This is a genomic window from Serratia sp. GW822-FHT06E05, from assembly GCF_058799445.1.
In genome coordinates, this window is sequence record NZ_JBXALM010000005.1 from 190,371 (window position 1) to 211,191 (window position 20,821).

22 protein-coding genes and 1 riboswitch are annotated in these 20,821 nt (G+C 56.1%); of the genes, 8 read left to right on the top strand and 14 right to left on the bottom strand.

Annotated elements, in window-relative coordinates:
• Positions 1-14: 14 nt before the first annotated feature.
• Positions 15-464 (bottom strand): winged helix-turn-helix transcriptional regulator, encoded by a 450-nt coding sequence (locus AC1RKC_RS14400; protein ID WP_020828124.1) that lies wholly within the window; start codon positions 462-464, stop codon positions 15-17.
• 93 nt (positions 465-557) lie between these two features.
• Here AC1RKC_RS14400 and AC1RKC_RS14405 point away from each other — a divergent pair, with 93 nt between their 5' ends.
• The 4 genes from AC1RKC_RS14405 (at position 558) to AC1RKC_RS14420 (ending at position 5,053) form a co-directional block, all read left to right on the top strand.
• Positions 558-1,790 carry an MFS transporter gene (locus AC1RKC_RS14405; protein ID WP_493092627.1) on the top strand — a complete coding sequence of 411 codons (1,233 nt, stop codon included), beginning with the start codon at positions 558-560 and terminating at the stop codon, positions 1,788-1,790.
• A 195-nt stretch (positions 1,791-1,985) separates the two neighbouring features.
• A complete protein-coding gene (locus AC1RKC_RS14410) occupies positions 1,986-2,693 on the top strand; it encodes a GntR family transcriptional regulator (protein WP_493092628.1) in 708 nt (235 codons plus the stop codon).
• A gap of 9 nt (positions 2,694-2,702) precedes the next feature.
• Positions 2,703-3,680: a sugar phosphate isomerase/epimerase family protein gene (locus AC1RKC_RS14415; protein WP_493092630.1), complete on the top strand. Its 978-nt coding sequence runs from the start codon at positions 2,703-2,705 to the stop codon at positions 3,678-3,680.
• 107 nt (positions 3,681-3,787) lie between these two features.
• The gene (locus AC1RKC_RS14420) at positions 3,788-5,053 is read left to right on the top strand and encodes an MFS transporter (RefSeq protein WP_048762742.1); all 1,266 of its coding nucleotides are present in this window, start codon (positions 3,788-3,790) and stop codon (positions 5,051-5,053) included.
• 46 nt (positions 5,054-5,099) lie between these two features.
• Here AC1RKC_RS14420 and AC1RKC_RS14425 read toward each other — a convergent pair whose 3' ends face one another.
• Entirely contained in the window at positions 5,100-5,525 is a 426-nt protein-coding gene (locus AC1RKC_RS14425) for a GNAT family N-acetyltransferase (protein WP_046372925.1), read from the bottom strand.
• Positions 5,526-5,593: 68 nt separating this feature from the next.
• Positions 5,594-5,695, top strand: a riboswitch (TPP riboswitch).
• Positions 5,696-5,731: 36 nt separating this feature from the next.
• Between AC1RKC_RS14425 and thiM the strand changes: the two genes are divergently transcribed.
• The 4 genes from thiM to AC1RKC_RS14445 all read left to right on the top strand — a co-directional run bounded on the left by thiM (position 5,732) and on the right by AC1RKC_RS14445 (position 9,261).
• Positions 5,732-6,526, top strand: a complete 795-nt coding sequence (gene thiM / locus AC1RKC_RS14430; protein WP_493092631.1) for a hydroxyethylthiazole kinase — start codon at positions 5,732-5,734, stop codon at positions 6,524-6,526.
• Positions 6,523-7,323, top strand: coding sequence for a bifunctional hydroxymethylpyrimidine kinase/phosphomethylpyrimidine kinase (gene thiD / locus AC1RKC_RS14435; protein WP_493092632.1), 801 nt, complete (start codon positions 6,523-6,525; stop codon positions 7,321-7,323). Before thiM ends, thiD begins: the two co-directional genes overlap by 4 nt.
• An 86-nt stretch (positions 7,324-7,409) precedes the next feature.
• A complete protein-coding gene (locus AC1RKC_RS14440; protein ID WP_046372928.1) occupies positions 7,410-7,868 on the top strand; it encodes an inhibitor of vertebrate lysozyme family protein in 459 nt (152 codons plus the stop codon).
• Positions 7,869-8,226: 358 nt separating this feature from the next.
• Positions 8,227-9,261: a methyltransferase gene (locus AC1RKC_RS14445; protein ID WP_061069179.1), complete on the top strand. Its 1,035-nt coding sequence runs from the start codon at positions 8,227-8,229 to the stop codon at positions 9,259-9,261.
• A 57-nt stretch (positions 9,262-9,318) separates the two neighbouring features.
• Here the strand turns inward: AC1RKC_RS14445 and gutQ are convergent, their stop codons facing one another.
• The 12 genes from gutQ to AC1RKC_RS14505 all read right to left on the bottom strand — a co-directional run bounded on the left by gutQ (position 9,319) and on the right by AC1RKC_RS14505 (position 20,813).
• Positions 9,319-10,290: an arabinose-5-phosphate isomerase GutQ gene (gene gutQ / locus AC1RKC_RS14450; RefSeq protein ID WP_020828113.1), complete on the bottom strand. Its 972-nt coding sequence runs from the start codon at positions 10,288-10,290 to the stop codon at positions 9,319-9,321.
• The gene (gene srlR / locus AC1RKC_RS14455) at positions 10,283-11,056 is read right to left on the bottom strand and encodes a glucitol operon DNA-binding transcriptional repressor SrlR (protein ID WP_493092633.1); all 774 of its coding nucleotides are present in this window, start codon (positions 11,054-11,056) and stop codon (positions 10,283-10,285) included. The genes gutQ and srlR overlap by 8 nt, the downstream gene beginning before the upstream one ends.
• An 83-nt stretch (positions 11,057-11,139) precedes the next feature.
• Positions 11,140-11,496 (bottom strand): transcriptional regulator GutM, encoded by a 357-nt coding sequence (gutM, locus tag AC1RKC_RS14460; protein ID WP_046372929.1) that lies wholly within the window; start codon positions 11,494-11,496, stop codon positions 11,140-11,142.
• 52 nt (positions 11,497-11,548) lie between these two features.
• On the bottom strand, positions 11,549-12,328 hold the full coding sequence (gene srlD / locus AC1RKC_RS14465; protein ID WP_493092634.1) for a sorbitol-6-phosphate dehydrogenase: 780 nt from the start codon (positions 12,326-12,328) through the stop codon (positions 11,549-11,551).
• A 10-nt stretch (positions 12,329-12,338) separates the two neighbouring features.
• Positions 12,339-12,701, bottom strand: coding sequence for a PTS glucitol/sorbitol transporter subunit IIA (gene srlB, locus AC1RKC_RS14470; protein ID WP_020828109.1), 363 nt, complete (start codon positions 12,699-12,701; stop codon positions 12,339-12,341).
• A gap of 22 nt (positions 12,702-12,723) precedes the next feature.
• Positions 12,724-13,701, bottom strand: a complete 978-nt coding sequence (gene srlE, locus AC1RKC_RS14475; protein ID WP_020828108.1) for a PTS glucitol/sorbitol transporter subunit IIB — start codon at positions 13,699-13,701, stop codon at positions 12,724-12,726.
• Positions 13,702-13,716: 15 nt separating this feature from the next.
• A complete protein-coding gene (gene srlA, locus AC1RKC_RS14480) occupies positions 13,717-14,265 on the bottom strand; it encodes a PTS glucitol/sorbitol transporter subunit IIC (protein WP_020828107.1) in 549 nt (182 codons plus the stop codon).
• A gap of 265 nt (positions 14,266-14,530) precedes the next feature.
• The gene (gene fbaB, locus AC1RKC_RS14485) at positions 14,531-15,580 is read right to left on the bottom strand and encodes a class I fructose-bisphosphate aldolase (protein ID WP_012146277.1); all 1,050 of its coding nucleotides are present in this window, start codon (positions 15,578-15,580) and stop codon (positions 14,531-14,533) included.
• 205 nt (positions 15,581-15,785) lie between these two features.
• Positions 15,786-16,472: a GntR family transcriptional regulator gene (locus AC1RKC_RS14490; protein ID WP_201896099.1), complete on the bottom strand. Its 687-nt coding sequence runs from the start codon at positions 16,470-16,472 to the stop codon at positions 15,786-15,788.
• A gap of 151 nt (positions 16,473-16,623) precedes the next feature.
• Entirely contained in the window at positions 16,624-18,099 is a 1,476-nt protein-coding gene (locus AC1RKC_RS14495; protein ID WP_493092635.1) for a mannitol dehydrogenase family protein, read from the bottom strand.
• A gap of 54 nt (positions 18,100-18,153) precedes the next feature.
• Positions 18,154-19,443, bottom strand: a complete 1,290-nt coding sequence (locus AC1RKC_RS14500; RefSeq protein ID WP_020828104.1) for an MFS transporter — start codon at positions 19,441-19,443, stop codon at positions 18,154-18,156.
• 353 nt (positions 19,444-19,796) lie between these two features.
• The gene (locus AC1RKC_RS14505) at positions 19,797-20,813 is read right to left on the bottom strand and encodes a Zn-dependent oxidoreductase (RefSeq protein WP_493092648.1); all 1,017 of its coding nucleotides are present in this window, start codon (positions 20,811-20,813) and stop codon (positions 19,797-19,799) included.
• Between the last annotated feature and the right edge of the window lie 8 nt (positions 20,814-20,821).

Sequence of the window (20,821 nt, forward strand, 5' to 3'; positions counted from 1 at the left end):
CAACTAATGTGATTTTACTCTTCACCCACCTTTACCACCCGGGTATTCAGCGGTGTGAGCGTTTGCCCGACGCTGCCGGTCGGCGTCATGCGTGGGATCGGTTGGCCGCTGTCGCTTTCGACTAAGGTTGAATGCGCCTCTTGCTCGGCAAACAGATGATCTTCCCCCCATTGGCGCAAGCCGACGATCACCGGGAACAGGGCTCGGCCCTTGTCGGTGAGAATATACTCCTGATAGGCGCTGCCGTCTGAGGCCGGTGCGATCTCCAGAATGCCCTGTGCCACCAGGGTGCGCAGACGGGTGGAAAGGATATTTTTCGCCATCCCCAGCCCCTTTTGGAATTCACTGAAGCGGCGCACGCCGTCGAACGCGTCGCGCACAATCAACAGTGACCACCAGTCGCCAATCACATCCAAAGTGCGTGCCACCGGGCACGGCGCATCTTCCAGGCTTTTACGTTTCACGTTATCCCTCCTGCCACACTATCTGGTTGCATTATAAAACCTCTGCGCGTAATGTCCATTGGGTTTAATAATGAAACCGCTTTGGAGAAAACGATGAGTGACAAAACGCTGGATCCGATCTGCGTATCTCAGGCGAGGGGACTGAGTCGGCTGCCGGCTTCGCTGGTGTTGTTGCTGGCCGGCGCCAGCGCTTTTAGCGTGGCTAATGTCTATTACGCCCAGCCGTTGTTGGATGCCATAGCCCAGGAATTTGCTATCAGCGTGGCGTCGGTGGGTATGGTGATCACCGCCACCCAGCTTGGTTGCGCGTTGGCGCTGGTATTGGTGGTACCGCTGGGGGACCGCATTAATCGCCATCGGCTGTTAGCGGTACAGCAACTGTTGTTGATTGCCGCATTGTGCATGGTCGGTTGGGCAAACAGCAGCCTGCTTATGCTGATCGGCATGTTGCTGGTGGGATTATTGGGCACCGCCATGACACAGGGACTCATCGCTTTTGCCGCCACGCTGGCGGCACCTCATGAGCGTGGGCGGGTCGTGGGGGCGGCGCAGGGCGGTGTAGTGCTGGGTCTGCTATTGGCGAGAACCCTGTCCGGCGCGTTGGCAGACGCAGGAGGTTGGCGCACGGTGTATTTTTTTTCCGCCGGAGTGACGCTGGTCTTGCTGCCGATTCTGGCACGTTTGCTGCCTGCACCGAGCACGCCGCCTTCAACGCTTAGCTACACCGCCTTGCTGCGTTCGATGCTGACGCTGTTGCTGCGCGATCGCACGTTGCAAATTCGCGGCATACTGGCGCTGTTGATGTTTGCGGCATTCAGCATCTTCTGGAGTGCATTGGTGCTGCCGCTGAGTCAGGCACCGTTCAACTTTTCGCATTCGGTGATTGGCGCCTTTGGCCTGGTGGGCGCGGTGGGGGCGCTGGCGGCGGTAAGAGCAGGGCACCTGGCGGACCGCGGCTTGGCGCAGGTGGCGAGCGGCATCTGTCTGCTGCTGTTGGTGCTGGCCTGGCTGCCGCTCGGCATGCTGGATTATGGCCTGGGGTGGTTGATTATCGGCATTGTATTGCTCGATTTGGCAGGCCAAGCCATTCATGTGTTGAATCAGAGCCTGATTTTCAGCGCACATCCGCAGGCGCATAGCCGGTTAGTGGGCGTCTACATGCTGTTCTATGCCATTGGCAGTGGGCTCGGCGCTTTTGCCAGCACTCACGTATTTGCACTGGCTGGTTGGCAGGGGGTGTGCTGGTTGGGGGCGGGCGTCAGCTTTATTGCCCTGGTGTTCTGGGGCCTGACGCTGCGTGCGATGCCGATGGCGCCGGGAAAATGACGGCGTTTTTGATTCTGCCTGGCTCCTTGCTTAATCCGCAGTAAGAGAGGACCGGAGGGGGGATCTTGCCCAAGGTTGCCAAGATCCCTTCTGTTCTGGGACCGAAGTCACACATAAAATCCAATACCCCCATTGTTTGTCATAATTCACCGCGATACTGTTGTGCAATCTGGTTTAAACCAATTAGGTGTGGATATGAAAAACAGCTCAACCGTTGAATTGGCAAAGGCCAGGTTGAATGACTGGCTGAGCCAGGGGGCAATCGCCCCCGGTGACAAGCTTCCTTCGGAGCGAGAACTGGGAGAATTGCTGAACATCAAACGCATGACGTTACGTCAGGCGCTGTTGTTCCTGGAAAGCGAATCGAGGATCTTCCGCAAGGATCGACGGGGTTGGTTTGCGGCACTGCCGCGTTTTAACTATAACCCCAATTCCTCTACCAGTTTCAAACAGGCGGCTATCGAGCAGGGCCGTTGTCCCTCCTGGGACTATATGACCAAAGAGTGCGTATTGGCAGCTCCGGGGTTTATCAAAGAGTTATTGCAGGTCGACGCGGCGAGCGAGATCTACAAGATTTCTGGTTGGGGTGCGCTGGATAATCACATCGTGTTTTATCACGAAACCTTTATCAGCCCGCGAGTGGCACCCGGTTTTATCGAACGCCTGGGTGAGAACTCGTTTGCCGAGGTCTGGGAACAGGCTTATGGCACTTCCACGCGAACCCGTCATCTGGCCTTTAAACCCACCCGGTTATCCGGAGAGGCCTGCAAGGTGATGGGCGGAAACGCCAGCACGCCTGCGATTTTGGTCGAAAAGCATCGTGCCGATGCCGAACGCCGTATCGTGCAGGTGGATATCGAGCACTGGCGCTTCGAGTCGGTAGATTTCTTTATTAACTTATAGGTGAATATCATGGATCGCTTAACGGCGGAGAAAGTCCTTCTACGGGCGCATAACTTGCCCCTTTACCTGCATGCTTACGCCTTTCATCTCAATATGCGTATGGAGAAGATCCTGCCAGAGGATTTGTTGAGCATCGCCCATCAGCAGCGGTTGCGAGGGGTGAAGGTGCATGTGCTGGATGGGGAAAGTCAGGCGCTTTGCCATGCTGATGATGCCCGGCTGCGCCGGTTTGGCGAACAGGCTCGGCGCTATGGATTGGATATTCATATCGAAACCAGCGCCTCCGACTCGCAAACTATCGATCAGGCGGTGAATATCGCGCTGAAATGTGGGGCCAGCTCAGTGCGTTTTTATCCGCGCTATCAGGGCCCTTTGCAAGAGGTGTTGGCGCGTATCGGTGCGGATATTCAGTACATCAAACAGCGTTATCAACACAGCGGCCTGAGTTTTACTCTGGAACAGCATGAAGATCTCAAGAGCCATGAATTGGTCGGCCTGGTCCAGGCGGCAGATTTCCCTCAGCTTTCCCTGCTGTTTGATTTCGCCAACATGATTAACGCCAATGAAGAGCCGCTGCCGGCACTGGCGGCAATGAGTGGGGAAATCACTCAGGTGCACATCAAGGACGCAATTATTGTGCGAGAGAACAAGGGGATGGGGCATCGTGCCTGTATTTCCGGACAGGGAGATCTGCCATTCCGAGAACTGTTATTGGGGCTGATCTGTCTGGGTGAAGATCAACCGCAGGTCACCGCCTACGGGCTGGAAGAAGAGGTGGATTATTACGCACCGCCGTTTCGTTTCAGCGACGAAGGGAATAATCCTCCCATTCCATGGCGAGAAATGAGTGAAACAGCGTTACCGGAGCAAGGGTTGGAAGCGCGATTAAAGAAAGAAACTCAAGATGCTTTAAATCAAATTCACTATGTTCGCACCATCATTGACAGTTTAACGCAGCAAGCTCAGGAACTGCTAAATCCGGCATAATATAAAAATAAATCTATAAATCACATATTCTCGCTGATGAGCGATCAACGCTCGCCTCATTATCGGGTAAACAACACCGCTTATTAATTATTGGCTGTGAGGGGACTATGTTAACTAAAAAAAGATGGGCATTATTTAGCTTGTTGGTTTTATGTGGAGGGACAATCTATAAATTGCCTTCCCTTAAAGATGCTTTTTATGTTCCGATGCAACAGTATTTTCACTTGAGTAACGGCGAAATAGGCAATGCCATGTCGGTTAACTCGATTGTGACGACCATTGGCTTCTTCTTATCAATCTATTTTTCCGATCGCCTGCCGCGACGTTTTACCATGTCGTTTTCGCTGATTGCTACTGGCTTGCTTGGTATCTACCTGTCCAGCATGCCGGGGTACTGGGGCATACTGTTTGTCTGGGCGCTGTTCGGCGTGACCTGTGACATGCTGAATTGGCCGGTGCTGCTCAAATCGGTGAGTATGCTGGGGGATAATACTCAGCAGGGGCGGTTGTTCGGCTTTTTTGAAACCGGGCGCGGGGTTGTGGACACGGTGGTGGCCTTTTCTGCGCTGGCGCTGTTTACCGCATTTGGTAGCGGCTACCTGGGTTTTAAAGTCGGCATATTGTTTTATTCGGCCATCGCCATTTGCGTAGGGATTATTATTCTGTTGGTGATGAAAGAAAGCCCAGAGGAAAAGTTACCCGCTAAAGAACAAACCCCTGTCAATAAAAAGCCTGGAATGGGCAGCGTATTGAAAAACAAAACTGTATGGCTGATTGCCTTCAGCGTTTTCTGTGTTTACGCGGTGTATTGCGGATTGACGTTCTTTATTCCTTTCCTGAGTCATGTCTATGCGCTGCCGATTGCACTGGTGGGTGCTTACGGGATCATTAATCAATACTGCTTAAAAATGGTGGGTGGACCGATTGGTGGTCTCATTGCCGATAAAGTATTAAAGTCTCCCAGCAAGTATTTATTCTATACCTTTATTATCAGCGCCATTGCGCTGGCGCTATTGATCCTGTTACCGCATGAACAAATGCCGGTTTACTTGGGCATGGCCTGTACGCTGGGATTTGGTGCAGTGGTCTTTACCCAAAGAGCGGTGTTCTTTGCCCCCATCGGTGAGGCCGGCATTGACGAAGAACATACCGGTGCGGCTATGGCGCTGGGCAGCTTTATCGGTTATGCCCCGGCGATGTTCTGTTTTAGCCTGTACGGTCATATTCTCGATGCCTTCCCAGGACTGACCGGTTACAAGATTGTTTTCGGGCTGATGGGTATGTTTGCCTGTGCCGGGATCATAGTGTCGGGGCTGTTGGTCAGAAATATCCGCGCACGTGCAAAACTGACCCCGGCAGCTTCTGTCGCCTGAGCCGGGGGCTTTAATGAACGGGCACGGTTTGCGCTGTGCCCTTATTTTATTTTGCCGGGGAATGCAGCAGGTAATATTCTTCCCCGCCGTCATTGCCGGTAGTGATGATTCGCCAACCGTGCTTGTGGTAGAACGCCAGCGCCTTCTCATTCTTCACCAGGCATTTCAGCGAACCGGTGGCGGTAAAGGTCTGTTCTGCCGCTTGTAACAGAGCGCTGCCGACGCCGAGCGGCGGCAGATGCGGATCGACATACAGGTTGTGAATAAAGTTGTCCTGGCGATAAATCGACACAAATCCCAGCCGCTTCCCCTGATCTTCCGCCACCCAAATATCTTCGCCCAGCGTTGAGCGATCGAAATCCTCCAGCCGGTAATCTTCGGTATCGCGCCACGGAAACGCCGCTTTACGCGAAGCCAGATACAGGGTGCGCAGGAAGGGGCGATCGGCCTCTTGGTATTTTCTTATCTGCATGGCGCCTCCTTTTTATTTTTTGACACTATAGCGCGATTGACCTCACCGGCGGCAACCCCAATAATGGCCGTCTTGACTCGGGGTGCCCTGCGCGATGCGCAGTGGCTGAGATTTTACCCGTATTACCTGATCTGGATTATGCCAGCGTAGGGAAGTCTCGGTGCCTCAACCGGTACCCGCCTTCTTGAACGCCGGTTGGGAGGAATATGCTCGCTCGACCTGATGTTTTCCCCGGCGCCCGCGCCGCGGCCTGTTTGACTCAATTTAAACGCCAATCGCCCCTGATCCATTGCCTGACCAACGAAGTGGTGCAGGAACTGACGGCTAACGTCCTGTTGGCGCTCGGCGCTTCGCCGGCAATGGTGGTGGAACCGACCGAAGCGGCGCAGTTCAGCCGACTGGCGGATGCGGTGCTGATCAACGTTGGCACCCTCAATGCATCACGCGCTGAATCCATGCTGGCCGCGGTGGAAGCTGCCAACGTGGCACAAACCCCCTGGACGCTGGATCCGGTAGCGGTCGGCGGGTTGGTGTATCGCACCGCGTTTGCCCATCGTTTGTTGGGTGAGAAGCCGGCGGCGATCCGCGGCAACGCTTCTGAAATCATGGCGCTGAGGGGTCTGCAGGCTAACGGACGTGGCGTCGACAGTGCAGACGACTCGCTGGTGGCATTGCCGGCGGCGCGCGAATTGGCGCGCAGCAGCGGTGCGGTAGTGGCAGTAACCGGCGTTGTTGATTACATCACCGATGGCCAGCGTGACTGGGCGGTCACCGGCGGCGATGTGCTGATGACGCGGGTGGTCGGTACCGGTTGTGCACTTTCTGCAGTGGTGGCGGCATTTTGCAGTTTACCGGGCGATCGGCTCGATAACGTGGCGACCGCCTGCCGGGTGATGTCGCTTTGCGGTGAACGGGCCACGCGCCGTGCCGCCGGGCCGGGCAGTTTCACCCCGGCGTTCCTCGACGCACTGTATCAACTGCGCCCGGAGGAACTGCAATGAAACGCATTAACGCACTGACAATTGCCGGGACCGATCCGAGTGGCGGCGCCGGCATTCAGGCCGATCTAAAAGCTTTCTCTGCGTTGGGGGCCTATGGTGCCTCGGTGATTACCGCGCTGGTGGCGCAAAACACCCGTGGTGTGCAGTCGGTCTACAACATAGATCCGGCCTTTGTCGCCGCTCAGCTGGATTCCGTCTTCAGCGACCTGCGCATCGACAGCACCAAGATTGGCATGTTGGCCAACGCCGATATTGTGCAGGCGGTGGCGGAGCGTTTGCGCCATTATCAGCCGTCGTTTGTGGTACTGGATACCGTGATGCTGGCAAAAAGCGGCGATCCGCTGCTGGCGCCGGAAGCGGTGGATTCGATCCGTCGTGAACTGTTGCCGCTGGTGTCGATCATCACGCCGAACCTGCCGGAGGCGGCGGTGCTGCTGGCATGCGCCCCGGCGGAAAATGAGCGCCAGATGCGCGAGCAGGGCCGGGCGCTCCTGGCGATGGGGTGCCAGGCGGTGTTGATGAAAGGGGGTCACCTTAGCGAAAGCGAAAGTCCGGATTGGCTGTTTACGGCCGAGCAGGAGCTGCGGTTTACCGCGCCGCGCGTGGCGACCCGACATACTCACGGCACCGGCTGTACGCTGTCTGCCGCCCTGGCGGCGCTGCGACCGCGTCACGACGACTGGGCCGAAACGGTCGCTGCCGCCAAGGACTATTTGCAACAGGCCCTGCTGCAGGCGGATACCCTGGAAGTGGGGCACGGTATTGGGCCGGTACATCATTTTCATGCCTGGTGGTAAGTCAACTTTTTGCTACCCTTGTGGTCTGACTAGATCCAGACCCGGCTTGGGCCGGGTGCAACCGAATTTTTTCTAGGGAGAAGGCAATGACAGGACAAAACGCACTTCGCGGCGCCATCTTCGGCGCGTTACTCAGCTTCAGCGTGGGTGGTTTCGCTCAGCAGATCGTCACCACCTCGGACGTGATCCAACAGCCGGGTTACCAGACCAGTTGGCAAAATATGGTCAAAGGGCAGGCTCGCTTGCCGGGTTGGGCGCGCAAGGGGATGGGAACCTCCACGCCGGCGCAGAGCCTGAGCTGGAAAGGGCAGAACTATCTGGTGGGCAATCTGTGCAAGCCGCATGACTGCGCCAACAACTTTATGATAGTGGCGTTTAAGGAAGACAAATCACAGGCCTGGGCCGTGCGCGTTGAGGTGGCGGATAAGCCGGAAGCGGTTGACCATCCGAAGAAATACGCCAAATACCAATGGCTGGGTAAACCGAACGACGATATGAAGGCGTTGCTGAAACAACAGTTTGAGAATAATCCCGACTGGAAATAATCAGTTTTCGGCTGAAGGCATCTGCATTCAGCCGAATTTTTAAGGTATGTGTCTATTATTGAAATGAAATTTATATAAAATAAATCCTGGTGAGGAGTATATTGCTTCGTCATGAATTAATTATCTAATTGTATCTATGCTTTATCATTTTGTTTTTCCTGTTATATATATTCCTTTGCCATTTAATTGGTTGCATGATTTATGGTTATTTTTGCCTGATAACCTTGTTGGATTTATGGTTTTATTTTATTTAGTGTCTATGATCTTGTTTGGCGAATTTATTTCACACGAAATAAATAATCATTGTTAATTTTGCAATGGTGTCTGAGGTTAAATATCCAAACGGAGCATTATGATCATGGCAACTAATCACGTCACTCTTTCTGAAGATGAAAAAGCCTCTTTGTATTTGTTGGATCAAACGATGGGATTCACCGTGCAGGCCGCCTTGCGGGCTGCGGCTGAGCTGTGCGTGGCCGATCATCTGATTGACGGCCCCAAAACGGCCCAGGAGCTGGCAAGGAAGCTGGAAGTAAATAGCAGAATGCTGCATCGGGTCTTGAGTATTCTGGCATCGCGCAATATTTTTTCCGTTTCCGAAGACGGACGTTTCTCGCTTAACCCAGTAGCGCAATATTTACGTTCAGACTTGCCGGATTCACTGCGTGGCGGTGTAATGATGCTGACGGATGAAACAATGTGGCGTCCGTTGGGAAAATTGGCGGCAACGTTACGCGGCGAACCGGTATTTAAACAAATATTCGGTATGCCATTCTATGATTATTGGTCGCAAGAGGATATTCCTGACGCGGAAAATGATTTCCATATCGGCATGGCATCGATGTCGGCGTTGGAAAATAAAATTTTGATGCGCAGTTATAAATTCCCCGAGCATTCTACGGTGGTAGATATCGCCGGGGGATTTGGCGGATTGCTGCTGAGCGTATTGCGCGCCAATCCGACGGTTAAAGGCATTCTTTTTGACCAACCGCAGGTATTGCCAAGAAACCGCCTTGGTGAATTGGGTGATGATTCGCGTTGGGAAACCTGCGCGGGCAGTTTCTTTGAAGCCTGTCCGACGGCAGACTTTTATCTGTTGAAATTTATCGTCATGGACTGGGCCGATGAGCCGGCCAGTCGCATATTACGTACCTGTCGTAATGCGATGCACCCGCAATCGAAGCTATTGCTTATTGAACCTGTAATAGTGCCGAATAACACCGCCTGGGACAGCTGCCGGGAGCTTGATTTGGTTCTGATGGGCAGTTTTGACGGTGGGCAGGTGCGCACCGAAGAAGAACTGAAGGCGCTGTTGGCCAGCGCCGACCTGAAGCTGAACCGGATTATCGATACCGGTTGTTATTTGTCGATCGTCGAGGCTGTACCGAATTGATACCCGGGATGAATAGGCAAGGAGGAACCCGCATTGCTGCGGGTTTCTTCAGTTTAATTAGCCGATCCCGGCCTGATGCAAATCGTGCAGGTTGATCGCGCCGACCAGTACGCCGTCCAGATTGACCACCGGTGCGGCACTGATATGTTGTTCGTGCAAAGCTTCCAGGGCTTCCCCTGCGCGCCACTGCTCCGGCAAGCGATAGCCAGGGCGGGTAATGGCCGGGCTCAACGCATCCTGCAGGCTATTGCCTTTTACCAGCCAGCGGCGCAGGTCGCCATCGGTAAATACCCCCACCACTTTCTGCTGTGCGTCGCACACCGCGACCAACCCCAGCCCGGTGCGGCTCAGTTCGAGCATGGCTTCCATCACGTTGGCGCTTTCACTGACTTTCGGCAAACGATCGCCGGTGCGCATCAGGTGATGTACCCGGTTGAGCAAACGCGCACCCAGGCTGCCGCCCGGATGTGAACGGGCAAAGTCTTCGGCGTTGAAACCGCGCTGGCGCATTAAAGCCATTGCCAATGCGTCGCCCATCATCAGCGTATTGACCGCGCTGGAGGTCGGCGCCAAACCCATCGGGCAAGCCTCGCGTTCGACGCTGATGTCCAGCATGCAGGCCGCAGCCAACGCCAGAGGTGACTCTTTGCCGCCGGTGATGGCAATCACCGGGATGTTATTTTCCGCCAGCAACGGCAGGATTAAATCCAGCTCTTTGGCGCGGCCGGAATAAGAGATAAACACCACCACGTCGTCGGCGCCAATCATGCCGAGATCGCCATGCAGTGCTTCTGCCGGGTGCACGAAGAACGACGGAGTGCCGGTACTGGCCAGCGAGGCGGCAATTTTTTTACCGATGTGGCCGGATTTGCCGATGCCGGAAATCACCGCCTTGCCCCGGCAGTTCAGCAGCAGTTCGCAGGCGCAGACGAAATTATCGTCCAGTCGCGCCAGCAGGCGTTGTGCTTCAGTCAGCTCAATTTCCAGCGTTTCGCGGGCAAAGGCCAGCAGGGCAGCGGCGTTACTCATCAAAATCTCCTACCAGAATGATATTGATCCCTTTCGCCTGCAATGCGGCGAGGTAATCCGGATTGATGTTTTTATCGGTGATCAGGGTATCCACGGCGCTCAGGTCGCAGACCACGTTCGGGCTTTTGCGGCCGAACTTTGACGAGTCCACCAGCAGGATAATGCGGCTGGCGGCTTCGCACATCGCCTTGCTGACGTTGTGCACTTCGTTAAAGGTGGTGACACCGGCATTAAGGTCCACGCCGTCCGCCCCGATAAACAGTTTGTCGAAGCTGAACTGCTGGAAAGCCGATTCCGCCAGGCTGCCGTGAAAGGACGCCGACTTTTTGCGATAGGTGCCGCCGGGCATCAGGATGGTTTGGTCGTTATTCAGCTCCACCAGCGCATTGACGATGTGCAGGCTATTGGTCATGACCGTGATGTTATTGAACTGCGCCAGATGCGGCACCATTTGCAGCACGGTGCTGCCGGCGTCGAAAATCAGCGAGTCGCCGTCGTTGATAAGCCCGATGGCGGCATAGGCGATCTGGCGTTTCTTTTCGGTATTGATATGGGTTTTGCGGTCGATAGGCTGATCGCCATCGTCGCGGCTGAGCACCACGCCGCCATAAGTGCGGATCACTTCACCTTCCTCTTCCAGCAGGGTGAGATCCTTGCGGATGGTGGTGCCGGTGGTGGCAAAGTGCGCTGCCAGGGCATCCACTGCCGTTTTGCCATGCCGCTGCAGATATTCAAGGATAGCGGCCTGCCGCTGCTTTGGTTTCATAGCCCGTCCTGTTCACAAGAGTTGCGCATTTCCCTTCGGCTAACAATTCAATATGAAAGGTAATGTCTTTTAATGTGAAAATATCATGATTTAGGGGCAATCGCTAACGATAGTGCAGTCTGGCATGCGGGATCCTCGGGGAAGATCACATCCGGGCGAAGATCACGCTGATGCAGGCCGTGCAGCCGGGCGATAGGTTTCGGTTGGGCAAAGATGGTCAGGCCACGCATTAACATGCTGCCGCAAACCCGCCGCTCGGAATCAAAGGCCAGCGCCAGCACCACCCGGGGTTGAAAGCGCCCGCCGGAACGCCCGACACCGACGGCACCCAGCTGGCACAGGCCGTCGAAGGCACGGTTGAAACGTTGGATCTGCCACCAGCCGAGGGCGATTTGCAGTAGCCAGGCCAGAACTGCGAAGGTGATCAATGCCTGAGTCATATAGCCTCCTGTTTGTTTTCCCTCTCCAGAAGGAGAGGGAGCGTTGACAAGATCAGAACATCACCTGACCGCCGGTAATGTTGATCGACTGGCCGGTGCAGTAAGAAGCCTTATCGCTGGCGTAAAACAGCAGGGTATTGAGCACGTCCTGATAGTCACATCCGCGTTTCAGCGGCACCTTGTCGGTGTAATACTTTTCAACCTGATCCGGCGCGATCCCCAGTTTTTGTGCGTACTGCGGCAGCAGCGACTGGAACATCGGCGACTTCAACAGGTTACCCAGCATTAAGGAATGCACGGTAATGCCGTATTCCGCCAGATCGAGCGCCAACGACTGTGTCAGCCCCACGCCGCCGAACTTGGCGGCGCTGTAGCCGGAGTTGTGCTTGCTGCCGACCTTGCCGGATTTAGAGTTGATCTGAATGATGCGTCCGGCAATGCCGTCGCGGATCATCAGGCGAGAAAACTCGCGGGCACAGAGAAAATAGCCCACCAGATTGACCTGCAGCGAGCGGTCGAAATCCCCCAGCGGGAAATCGGTGATCGGTGCCGCCTTGGCGATACCGGCGCTGTACACCAGCAGTTTGGCCGGGCCGAATTCATCGTCAACCGCTGCCGCCAGCGCAATCACGCTTTGTTCGTCGGTGGCGTCGGCCTGGAAACCACGCGCGCTGCCCGCGCCGTATTGGTCGTTAATCTGTTGTGCTACCTGCCGGGCGTTATCCGCGTTTAAATCGGCGACCGCCACGCGATAGCCCGCCTGCGCCAGACCCTGGCACAGAAATGCACCCAACGTTTGGCCACCGCCAATCACTACAGCTACTTCAGACATGGTTTACTCCTTATGCGATAAATTTCAGCGTGCTGCCCAGTGGGATATCCGCCGGCGTGGTGCCGGATACGTGGATCGAACCGGGGAATTCGGCCTGCGGCTCTCCGTCGAAACGTACGGTGAGGTGACCCAATTCACGCAGGTTTTGAGTGGCGACGTCACCGACGGCGGTGATTGGATAACGTTGCTCTGCCAGCTCCATCCACCCCCCGGCCTGCAATTCACCGGAAGTGTTGCCGTGCTGGTGGATGAAACAGAATTCTTCGATGTCTGCCGGTGCGCCTTCACGGAAGGTGATCAACATGTCATCTTGCAGCGCCTCGCGGGCGCAGTCGCCAATCTGGGTGATGATGGTCTGGAAAATGGTATTCATAACGGCTCCCTGGCAAACGAAGTTATTGGTAGATGAAGGCGGATGCGGCCCAGGCGATCAGCACCGTCGGTGCGCCGGTCAGGAAACGTCCGACCAATACCGAAGGAACGCCGACCCTAACCGTGTCCTGCTTGGCCTCCGCCAGCGACAGGCCGACGGGAATAAAGTCACAGGCGGCCTGCGCGTTAATCGCGAACAGCGCGGGCAGCGCCAGCTGCGGCGGAATATGGCCGAGGCCTATCTGCACCCCGACCAGCACGCCGATCACCTGAGCGATCACCGCGCCAGGGCCGAGGAACGGCGACAGCAGTGGGAAGGAGCAGATCAGCGCCAGCGTCACCAACCCAATCGGGCTGTTGGCCAATGGCGTCAGGCCATGGGCGATAAAATCCCCCAGGCCGGAAGCCATGATGATGCCGATCAGCGCCGAGACGAACGCCATAAACGGCAGTATGGTCTTCAGCACCGTGTCGATGGTGTCGCGCCCGGCCTGGAAGAACACCGCCACCACCGATCCCATGCCCATACCCACTTTGGCCAACAGGCCGTCGCTCTGCTCGGTGATTTTTTTGCTGGTGTCGTAATCCCGTCCCTTGGGTTGCGACGTGGCTGTCGGGATCTGATCGGTAGCCGCTTCCACCCGGCTGATGTTGCTATCACGCACGCCGGAGACGTAAATATCCTCGAGGATAAACTTCGCCAACGGGCCGGATTGGCCGGTAGCGTGAATGTTGACCGTCGGAATACGGCGCTTCGGGTACAGGCCGCAGCGCAGGGTACCGCCGCAGTCGATCACCATGACGCCAATTTCGTCTGCCGGCGGTTCGCCTTCTTTAAAGCCATCGACGGCAGGCCAGCCGGTCAGTTCGCTAATCCGGTCGACGATCGATGGGCGGGTACCGGCAGTGATGTACACCACTTTTTTGCCAGGTTCGATCGGCAACGTTAATGGGCCACCCCAGCCGCTGGCGCCTTTCTCAATACGGATATAAGCACTCATGCTGCACTCCACGAATTAAAGTTGCACCTGGCGATCCAGGCGGATCCCCATCTTGCGTTCGAACAGGCTGGTGGTGAGATCGGTGATCCAGCCGCGGAAAAAGTTGGTGAACAGCCCGACCAGAAAATAGCTCACCGCCAGCGGCCCCAGTGGCAGGCCGAGGGTGGTCAACCCGCTGGCAATGCCGAGATAAACGAAGAGTTCGCCGGGGTTGATATGTGGGAACAGACCGTTCATCGAGTGGCAACTGTAGGACGCTGCCGCGTAGTAGCTGGGTTTATATTTCTCGGGCATAAAGCGCCCGAGGCTGAGGGTCATCGGGTTGCAAAAAACAAAGGTGCCGATCAGCGGCAGCAGCAGATAACGAGAAACCGGGTTTCCCGCACAGCGCTGCGCCAAGCGTTCGATACGTTCCTGGCCTACAAATTTGATCAGCGCGTTCATAATGACCAACAGGCTGATTAACAAAGGTAAAATGCCCGTCACCATGCCGACAAACACTTCACCGCCTTTCTGAAACAGGCCGATAAACCATTCGGCTCCGTGGGTGATTAGCTCAATCATTATTATTCTCCTGTGATGGAAGGTATGGCCTGGAGCGAACGGCGGCTCTGTCGCCATGGGCCTTACACTAATCACTTTATGGATTCATTTGTTTTAAATAGATCACAATTCGAAAGATAAATATTTTATTGTGAAAGTTAATAATGAAAGAAAAATAACATTAAGCGGCGGGGGGAACAGAAAAGGGGAGCGGGGATCGGCAGAAAAACGCGACAAAAAAGCCCGGCGAACCGGGCTGGAGAAACGAACTGGGTGTGGCTTGGGATCAGGCGATGGTGACTTTCTTGTCCAGGTAGGTGTCCTGAACGGCATTGATCAACGCCACGCCTTCTTTCATCGATTTCTTGAACGCCTTGCGCCCCAGAATCAGGCCCATGCCGCCCGCGCGTTTGTTGATGACCGCGGTGCGAACCGACTCCTGCAGGTCATTCTCACCAGCGGCACCGCCGGAGTTAATCAACCCGGCGCGGCCCATATAGCAGTTGGCCAGTTGGTAACGCACCAAATCGATCGGGTGGTCGGTAGTCAGCTTGCTGTAAACGCGGTCATCGGTATAACCGAATTTCACCGCGCGGTAGCCGCCGTTGTTTTCCGCCATTTTTTGCTTAACGATATCGGCGCCGATGGTGGCGGCAATGTGGTTGGCCTGGCCGGTGAGATCGGCACTGGAATGATAGTCCACGCCATCTTTGTTGAACGCCGGGTTGCGCAGATAGGCCCACAGCACGGTGACCATACCCAGCTCGTGCGCGCGCTCGAAGGCACTGGAAATTTCTTCAATCTGGCGGCGTGACTGCTCGGAACCAAAGTAAATGGTGGCGCCGACCGCAACCGCGCCCATGTTGAACGCTTGCTCGACGCTGGCGTACAGCGTCTGGTCGTATTGGGTCGGGTAGCTCAGGGTTTCGTTATGGTTCAGTTTGACCAGGAACGGAATTTTGTGCGCGTAGCGGCGCGAGACTGACGCCAGCACGCCATAAGTGGAGGCGACGCAGTTACAACCGGCCTCAATGGCCAGTTCGACGATATTTTTCGGATCAAAATACAGCGGGTTAGCGGCGAAAGACGCGCCGGCAGAATGCTCAATGCCCTGATCGACCGGCAGAATAGACAGGTAGCCGGTGCCGGCCAGGCGGCCATGGTTAAGCAGGCTTTGCATTGAACGCAACACGGTGTTGGGGCGGTTGTTATCGATCATTATCCGGTCAACAAAGTCGGCGCCCGGCAGGTAGAGATTTTCAGCAGGGATGGTAGTACAGCGGTGTTGCAACAGGTCTTCCGCTTCCTTTCCTAACAACTGTGCAATATCAGTCATGATTAACTCCCGATTTAGCTTCTTCATACACCGGCAACCTAAGGTATCTGACCACCGGCGTAGCAAAAAGCGGTGATTGAAGCTGATAGAACGATAGTAATGAAATCCTGACGGCAAGGAGAAACAATAGATGCGATTGAGAGGAATTGCCATTTGCGTGGCCAAATACGTGGGGACGATCGCCCCACGGAAGATTTGTGGCTGATTATTCGACTTCAAACCACTCGGTATTTTGCATAGAGATAGGGGTAATGGAGTAAATCATCTCTTGCAGGTGTTCATGAATGGCGCGCTCGGCGGCGTCGGCATCCTGTGCTTTCAGCGCTTCAAAAATGCGGTAATGCTGTTGGATCAGGCTTTCCGGCGGCGAAACCTCGCTCAGGCTGAGAAAGCGCACCCGATCCATGGTGGCCTTGATGGTTTCGATGGTTTCCCAGGCCAGCGGGCAGTCGGCAAACTGGGTTAGCAACTGGTGGAACTCGTCGTCCAGAGCCAAAAACTCACGGGTTTGCCGATTTTGCGCCGCCAACGTCTGGCGATGCAAATTATGCTCCAGCGTCATCAGCTGCTCCGCCGTGATCCGTTCTGCGACACGACGAACAATCGCGCATTCCACTGCCTGACGAATAAAGCGCCCGTCGGCTACCCGCTTGGCGGAAATCTTCATCACGAAAGTACCGCGCTGCGGCAGGATCTGCACCAGTCCCGCTTCCGCCAGCTTGATAAAGGCCTCGCGCACCGGCTGACGTGAAACGCTAAAGCGGGTGGAGATCTCTTTCTCAGACAACAAGGTGCCGGGGGGAATGGTGCAATCGACGATATCCTTACGCAGGAACCGATAGATTTGCTGATTGACCGGGAGGTTGTTGGTAAGGCTGTAGGTTTCAGACATGGTGAAGATCGGTAATCTGGCTGAGATTCGGGTGCCACCATACTAGCAGATTATTCTTTGATGGCGGGCGGATTAATCCACCCGCTTAATATGATAACTCAATGATGCTCTCCGTCGGCTGGAGGGACATGCGGGAGGTCTGCCAGTATCGTTATTCCGTGACGGGCAGCGCGGCAACGGTGGCTCGAGCCCCCTGCGCCAGCAGCGTAAGGTAGGCATCGGTCACCGCCTTGACGAACCGTAAGCTGTCCGGCAGATCGCGCCCAAACACCGTTTCAAGCTGCAGCAGCGCCAATACCCGTTCGGCGCCTTCGCGGCTGTTGCCGACCTGTTCGGCAAGACGTTCACGCAGGGGATCGTTGATTTCGATAACCTGACCCTGTTCGTCCTGGCCGCCGACGTAACGCATCCAGGCGGCCACCCCTAAAGCCAGGCAGCTAAAATCGCTGCCCTGTGCCAGGTGCCAGCGGATGGCGTCCAGCAAACGCTGTGGCAGTTTTTGCGTGCCGTCCATGGCGATTTGTCCGGTGCGGTGCTTCAGCGCACCATTGCGATAGCGAGCCAGCAGCGATTCGGCGTACTGCGTCAGATCCACACCGCTGACTTGCAGCGTCGGCGCCTGTTCCGCCAACATCAGATGGTGCGCCGCACGCACAAAATGCGCATCCTGCATGCAGTCGCTGATATGCGCATAGCCGGCCAAATAGCCCAGATAAGCCAGAAAAGAGTGGCTGCCGTTGAGCATCCGCAGCTTCATTTCTTCGTAAGGCAGCACGTCGTGGACCAGTTCGACGCCGACCTTTTCCCACGCCGGACGCCCCTGTGGGAAGTTATCTTCTATTACCCATTGGCTGAAGGGCTCGCAGGCGACAGCGACCGGATCGACGATACCACCCAGTAAACCTTCAATCTGCCGCAGCGTTTCCGCCGTCATCGCCGGAACAATGCGGTCGACCATGGTGGAGGGGAAGGCGACATGCTGTTGAACCCACGCCGCCAGTTCCGCATCCTGTCGCTGCGCCAGTTGGCAGAGCAGGTTGCGGGTCACCTGGCCATTGGCTGGCATGTTGTCGCAGGACATCACGGCGAATGCCGGCAGCCCACGCTCACGACGTAGCCGTAGCGCCGCCAGCAGCAAACCGGGGGCGGACTTTGGCCGCTGCGGGTGGGCAATATCATGCTGAATGTCCGGATGTTCAGCCAGCAACTGGCCACTGGCGGGATGATAACAGTAGCCTTTCTCGCTGATGGTCAGTGAAACGATAGCGACCTCCGGCTGCGCCATGGCTTCAAGTACGGCTTCCAGCCCGTCGACCTGCAGATGCAGCGCTTGCCTGATAATGCCGACAACCTGACCTCGCCAGCCGCTGTCGTCCATTTCGGCCACCGTATATAACAGGTCCTGACGTTGTATATCGGCGATTTTTTGCTGGCCGTTGTGCATGCTGATCACGCCGTAGCCCCAATCGCTGGCGTGATTCTTTGCCAGACGCTCGGCGTAAATCGCCTGATGAGCCCGGAAAAATGCGCCAAAACCGAGGTGTACGATTCTGGGTTTTAGCCGTTGGCGATCGTAGCCTGGTGCTGCAATTGCCGCCGGTAGCGCGGCGGTGCTGGAAAGCGTCATGTTGTCGTTCCTGAAGAAGGGGAAAGCGGGGCGACCTTGGCCGCCCCTGAAGCATTAAGATTTCGAGATTTGCGGCTGTACGGTGTTGCGCGGTGCCTTGATCACCAACAGCACCAGCACTGCACCGAGCGCAGCCACGCCGCCTGCCAACATAAAGGCGCTGTCGAACTTACCGGTGTTTTGCACAATGTAGCCGGTCACGATAGGGCCAATGATGCCGGAAACGCTGCCGACCAAATGGATAAAGCCGCTGGCACCGCCGACCCGGGACTTATGCACCACGTCCTGAATAATCGCCCAGTAAATGGCGCCGGTGATGTACAGGAAGAAGATCGATACCGACATCAGCACCACCGCCGGTACTACGCTGCTGACGGTACCCGCCAGGGCCACGCAGATGGCCGCCGCCAGCAGGCTGGTGACCAGCACGATCTTGCGCGAAAGCAATAGCTTGCCGGTGATATTGAAAATCTTGTCGGAGATATAGCCGCCGAGCGCCAGCCCGACAAAGCCGACAATCCACGGGATCATGGTGGTGAGGCTCATTTCCTTGATGTTCAGGTTATGCGCCTGAACCAGATAGGAAGGGAACCAGCTCAGGAAGAAGAACAGGATGTAGTTGTAGCAGAAGAAAGCGAACGCAGTGACCAGGATGATCGGCTGTTTCAGGTAGTAACCCAGCCCATGTGCCGCGTTGCTCAGCTCTTCTTCCGCGCTGTGGGTTTCCTGTTTCATCCGGTTGACCAGCGCAAGTTCCTCATCGCTGACGCGTTTGCTTTTCGCCGGATTATCCGCCACCACGAAGAACCACACTAGCATCCAGACGATACCGATCGAGCAGATAATCATAAACGCCGGTCGCCAGCCGAACGCCAGTGCCAGATAGCCGACGATTGGCCCGGCGACGGCACCACCCAAAGGTGAACCGGCGCTGAGCAGCCCCATGGCGGTTGCGGCCTGTTTCTTCGGGAACCAGCCGTTGATCATCTTATTGGCCGAGGCGCAGATTGGCCCTTCTGCCATGCCGAACAGCACGCGCAGGATCAGCATGGAATAGAAACCGGTGGCTAATGCCGTCATGCCGCAGAAAATCGACCACAGGCCAACGGCGACACCGAGCACCAGCGTCGGGCCGAACTTGTCTACCGCCAGCCCGCCGACAAAGTTGAAGATGGCGTAACCGAAGAAGAAGCTGCCGAAGATGATGCCGAACTGTTCGGCATTCAACATCAGATCCTTCTCGATCATCGGCACGGTAATCGACAGCGCAACGCGGTCGAGGTAGTTGATCATGTAGACCATAAACAGCAGGAACACTATGGTCCAACGCAGGTTTTTAAACATAAAATCACTCCACTTGGTATAGGCTGTGTCCCGTCATTGTCCGTGGCGCCGTCGCAGACCCAAAGGCCCGTAATCAAGGCGGAGGGTGCTGGGCATAGTGGGCCTACGTTCAAGCCCGACAACACAGAGTACGGGTCTTTGGGGCGCGACCCGGAGGGCTGGGGCCATTCGAACGCGCGCGTGTATTGCATGCTGCTTATTTGGCCTGCCAAACCTCACAGCTCGCGCCTTGTTGCGCGTTCAAATGACCACCAGCGGCGTTCACGTACAGTGACGAGGCGCAGCCTGGCTTAATTGCGAAGCTTCATGGTTGAAGAGGGCGCTTCCTGCCTCCCTCTGCCCTGGTAAATTCATCAGTCAAATTGCAGTAACACCTTGCAGCAGGTGCGCTGATCTTGTTCGAACATCAGCATCGCCTGCTCAACCTCGCTGGCCGACACGCAGTGGGTAATTAATCGTTGCGGATCGATTTTGCCGCTGGCCATCCAATCGATGACCTGCGGGAAGCGCCCGCTGTTTAGGCGTGAGGAGAAAATCGACAGCTCCTTACTGGTGATGCTTTGCTGGGTCAGGGTGCAGGCCTCGCCGGAGAAGCCCATGATGCCGATACGTGCCGCCGGTGATGCCAGGTTAATCGCCTCCTGCAAAATGGCCGGATGGCAGGCGGCGTCGACGATCAGCGTCGGCTGGAGTCCGCGCCGCTCCAACTCGGCTTGCAGCGAGCCTTCAGCGTTATTGAAGGTCCAGTCGGCACCGCTTTCCTGCGCCATCACCAGGCGCTCACTGATGCGGTCGGTCACGATCACCTGCTTCACGCCGTAGACCCCTTTCAGCGTTTGGATCACCGTCAGCCCCATCGGCCCGGCGCCGTAGATCAGCGCGATGTCATCGGCAGTGGGTTGCAGATGGGCGGTGATATTGGCGCCAATGGTGAAGGGTTCGACCATGGCGGCATGGCGATCGCTGATGCTGTCCGGGATGCGGTAGGCATTGCGCGCCGGGGCGTAGGCGTAGTCGCTGAATCCCCCGTCGCGGTGCACGCCAATTACCTGCAGCTCGGTGCAGACGTTAGGGCGGCCTATAGAGCAAGGGTAGCAATGCCCGCAGCTGACGACCGGATCGACCGCAACGCGTTCCCCGATGCGTTGTGGATCGACATCGCACCCCACTTGGTCAATGACGCCAAAAAACTCATGGCCGATGACGCGCGGGTAGCGAGCGAAAGGGTTATGGCCATGGTAGATATGCACATCTGAGCCGCAAATACCGGCGAACTTTATCTTCACCCGCACTTCGTTGGCTGCCGGCTGCGGCAAGGGGCGTTGCTGGATAACCAGTTGGCCTGGTTTTTCAATGACCACGCTGTGCATGGTGCGTT

Excerpts from the sequence above, each read along its gene's own strand:
- AC1RKC_RS14405 (WP_493092627.1), top strand. The coding sequence starts at position 558 with ATGAGTGACAAAACGCTGGATCCGATCTGCGTATCTCAGGCGAGGGGA.
- AC1RKC_RS14410 (WP_493092628.1), top strand. The coding sequence starts at position 1,986 with ATGAAAAACAGCTCAACCGTTGAATTGGCAAAGGCCAGGTTGAATGAC.
- AC1RKC_RS14415 (WP_493092630.1), top strand. The coding sequence starts at position 2,703 with ATGGATCGCTTAACGGCGGAGAAAGTCCTTCTACGGGCGCATAACTTG.
- AC1RKC_RS14420 (WP_048762742.1), top strand. The coding sequence starts at position 3,788 with ATGTTAACTAAAAAAAGATGGGCATTATTTAGCTTGTTGGTTTTATGT.
- AC1RKC_RS14425 (WP_046372925.1), bottom strand. The coding sequence starts at position 5,525 with ATGCAGATAAGAAAATACCAAGAGGCCGATCGCCCCTTCCTGCGCACC.
- thiM (WP_493092631.1), top strand. The coding sequence starts at position 5,732 with ATGCTCGCTCGACCTGATGTTTTCCCCGGCGCCCGCGCCGCGGCCTGT.
- thiD (WP_493092632.1), top strand. The coding sequence starts at position 6,523 with ATGAAACGCATTAACGCACTGACAATTGCCGGGACCGATCCGAGTGGC.
- AC1RKC_RS14440 (WP_046372928.1), top strand. The coding sequence starts at position 7,410 with ATGACAGGACAAAACGCACTTCGCGGCGCCATCTTCGGCGCGTTACTC.
- AC1RKC_RS14445 (WP_061069179.1), top strand. The coding sequence starts at position 8,227 with ATGGCAACTAATCACGTCACTCTTTCTGAAGATGAAAAAGCCTCTTTG.
- gutQ (WP_020828113.1), bottom strand. The coding sequence starts at position 10,290 with ATGAGTAACGCCGCTGCCCTGCTGGCCTTTGCCCGCGAAACGCTGGAA.
- srlR (WP_493092633.1), bottom strand. The coding sequence starts at position 11,056 with ATGAAACCAAAGCAGCGGCAGGCCGCTATCCTTGAATATCTGCAGCGG.
- gutM (WP_046372929.1), bottom strand. The coding sequence starts at position 11,496 with ATGACTCAGGCATTGATCACCTTCGCAGTTCTGGCCTGGCTACTGCAA.
- srlD (WP_493092634.1), bottom strand. The coding sequence starts at position 12,328 with ATGTCTGAAGTAGCTGTAGTGATTGGCGGTGGCCAAACGTTGGGTGCA.
- srlB (WP_020828109.1), bottom strand. The coding sequence starts at position 12,701 with ATGAATACCATTTTCCAGACCATCATCACCCAGATTGGCGACTGCGCC.
- srlE (WP_020828108.1), bottom strand. The coding sequence starts at position 13,701 with ATGAGTGCTTATATCCGTATTGAGAAAGGCGCCAGCGGCTGGGGTGGC.
- srlA (WP_020828107.1), bottom strand. The coding sequence starts at position 14,265 with ATGATTGAGCTAATCACCCACGGAGCCGAATGGTTTATCGGCCTGTTT.
- fbaB (WP_012146277.1), bottom strand. The coding sequence starts at position 15,580 with ATGACTGATATTGCACAGTTGTTAGGAAAGGAAGCGGAAGACCTGTTG.
- AC1RKC_RS14490 (WP_201896099.1), bottom strand. The coding sequence starts at position 16,472 with ATGTCTGAAACCTACAGCCTTACCAACAACCTCCCGGTCAATCAGCAA.
- AC1RKC_RS14495 (WP_493092635.1), bottom strand. The coding sequence starts at position 18,099 with ATGACGCTTTCCAGCACCGCCGCGCTACCGGCGGCAATTGCAGCACCA.
- AC1RKC_RS14500 (WP_020828104.1), bottom strand. The coding sequence starts at position 19,443 with ATGTTTAAAAACCTGCGTTGGACCATAGTGTTCCTGCTGTTTATGGTC.
- AC1RKC_RS14505 (WP_493092648.1), bottom strand. The coding sequence starts at position 20,813 with ATGCACAGCGTGGTCATTGAAAAACCAGGCCAACTGGTTATCCAGCAA.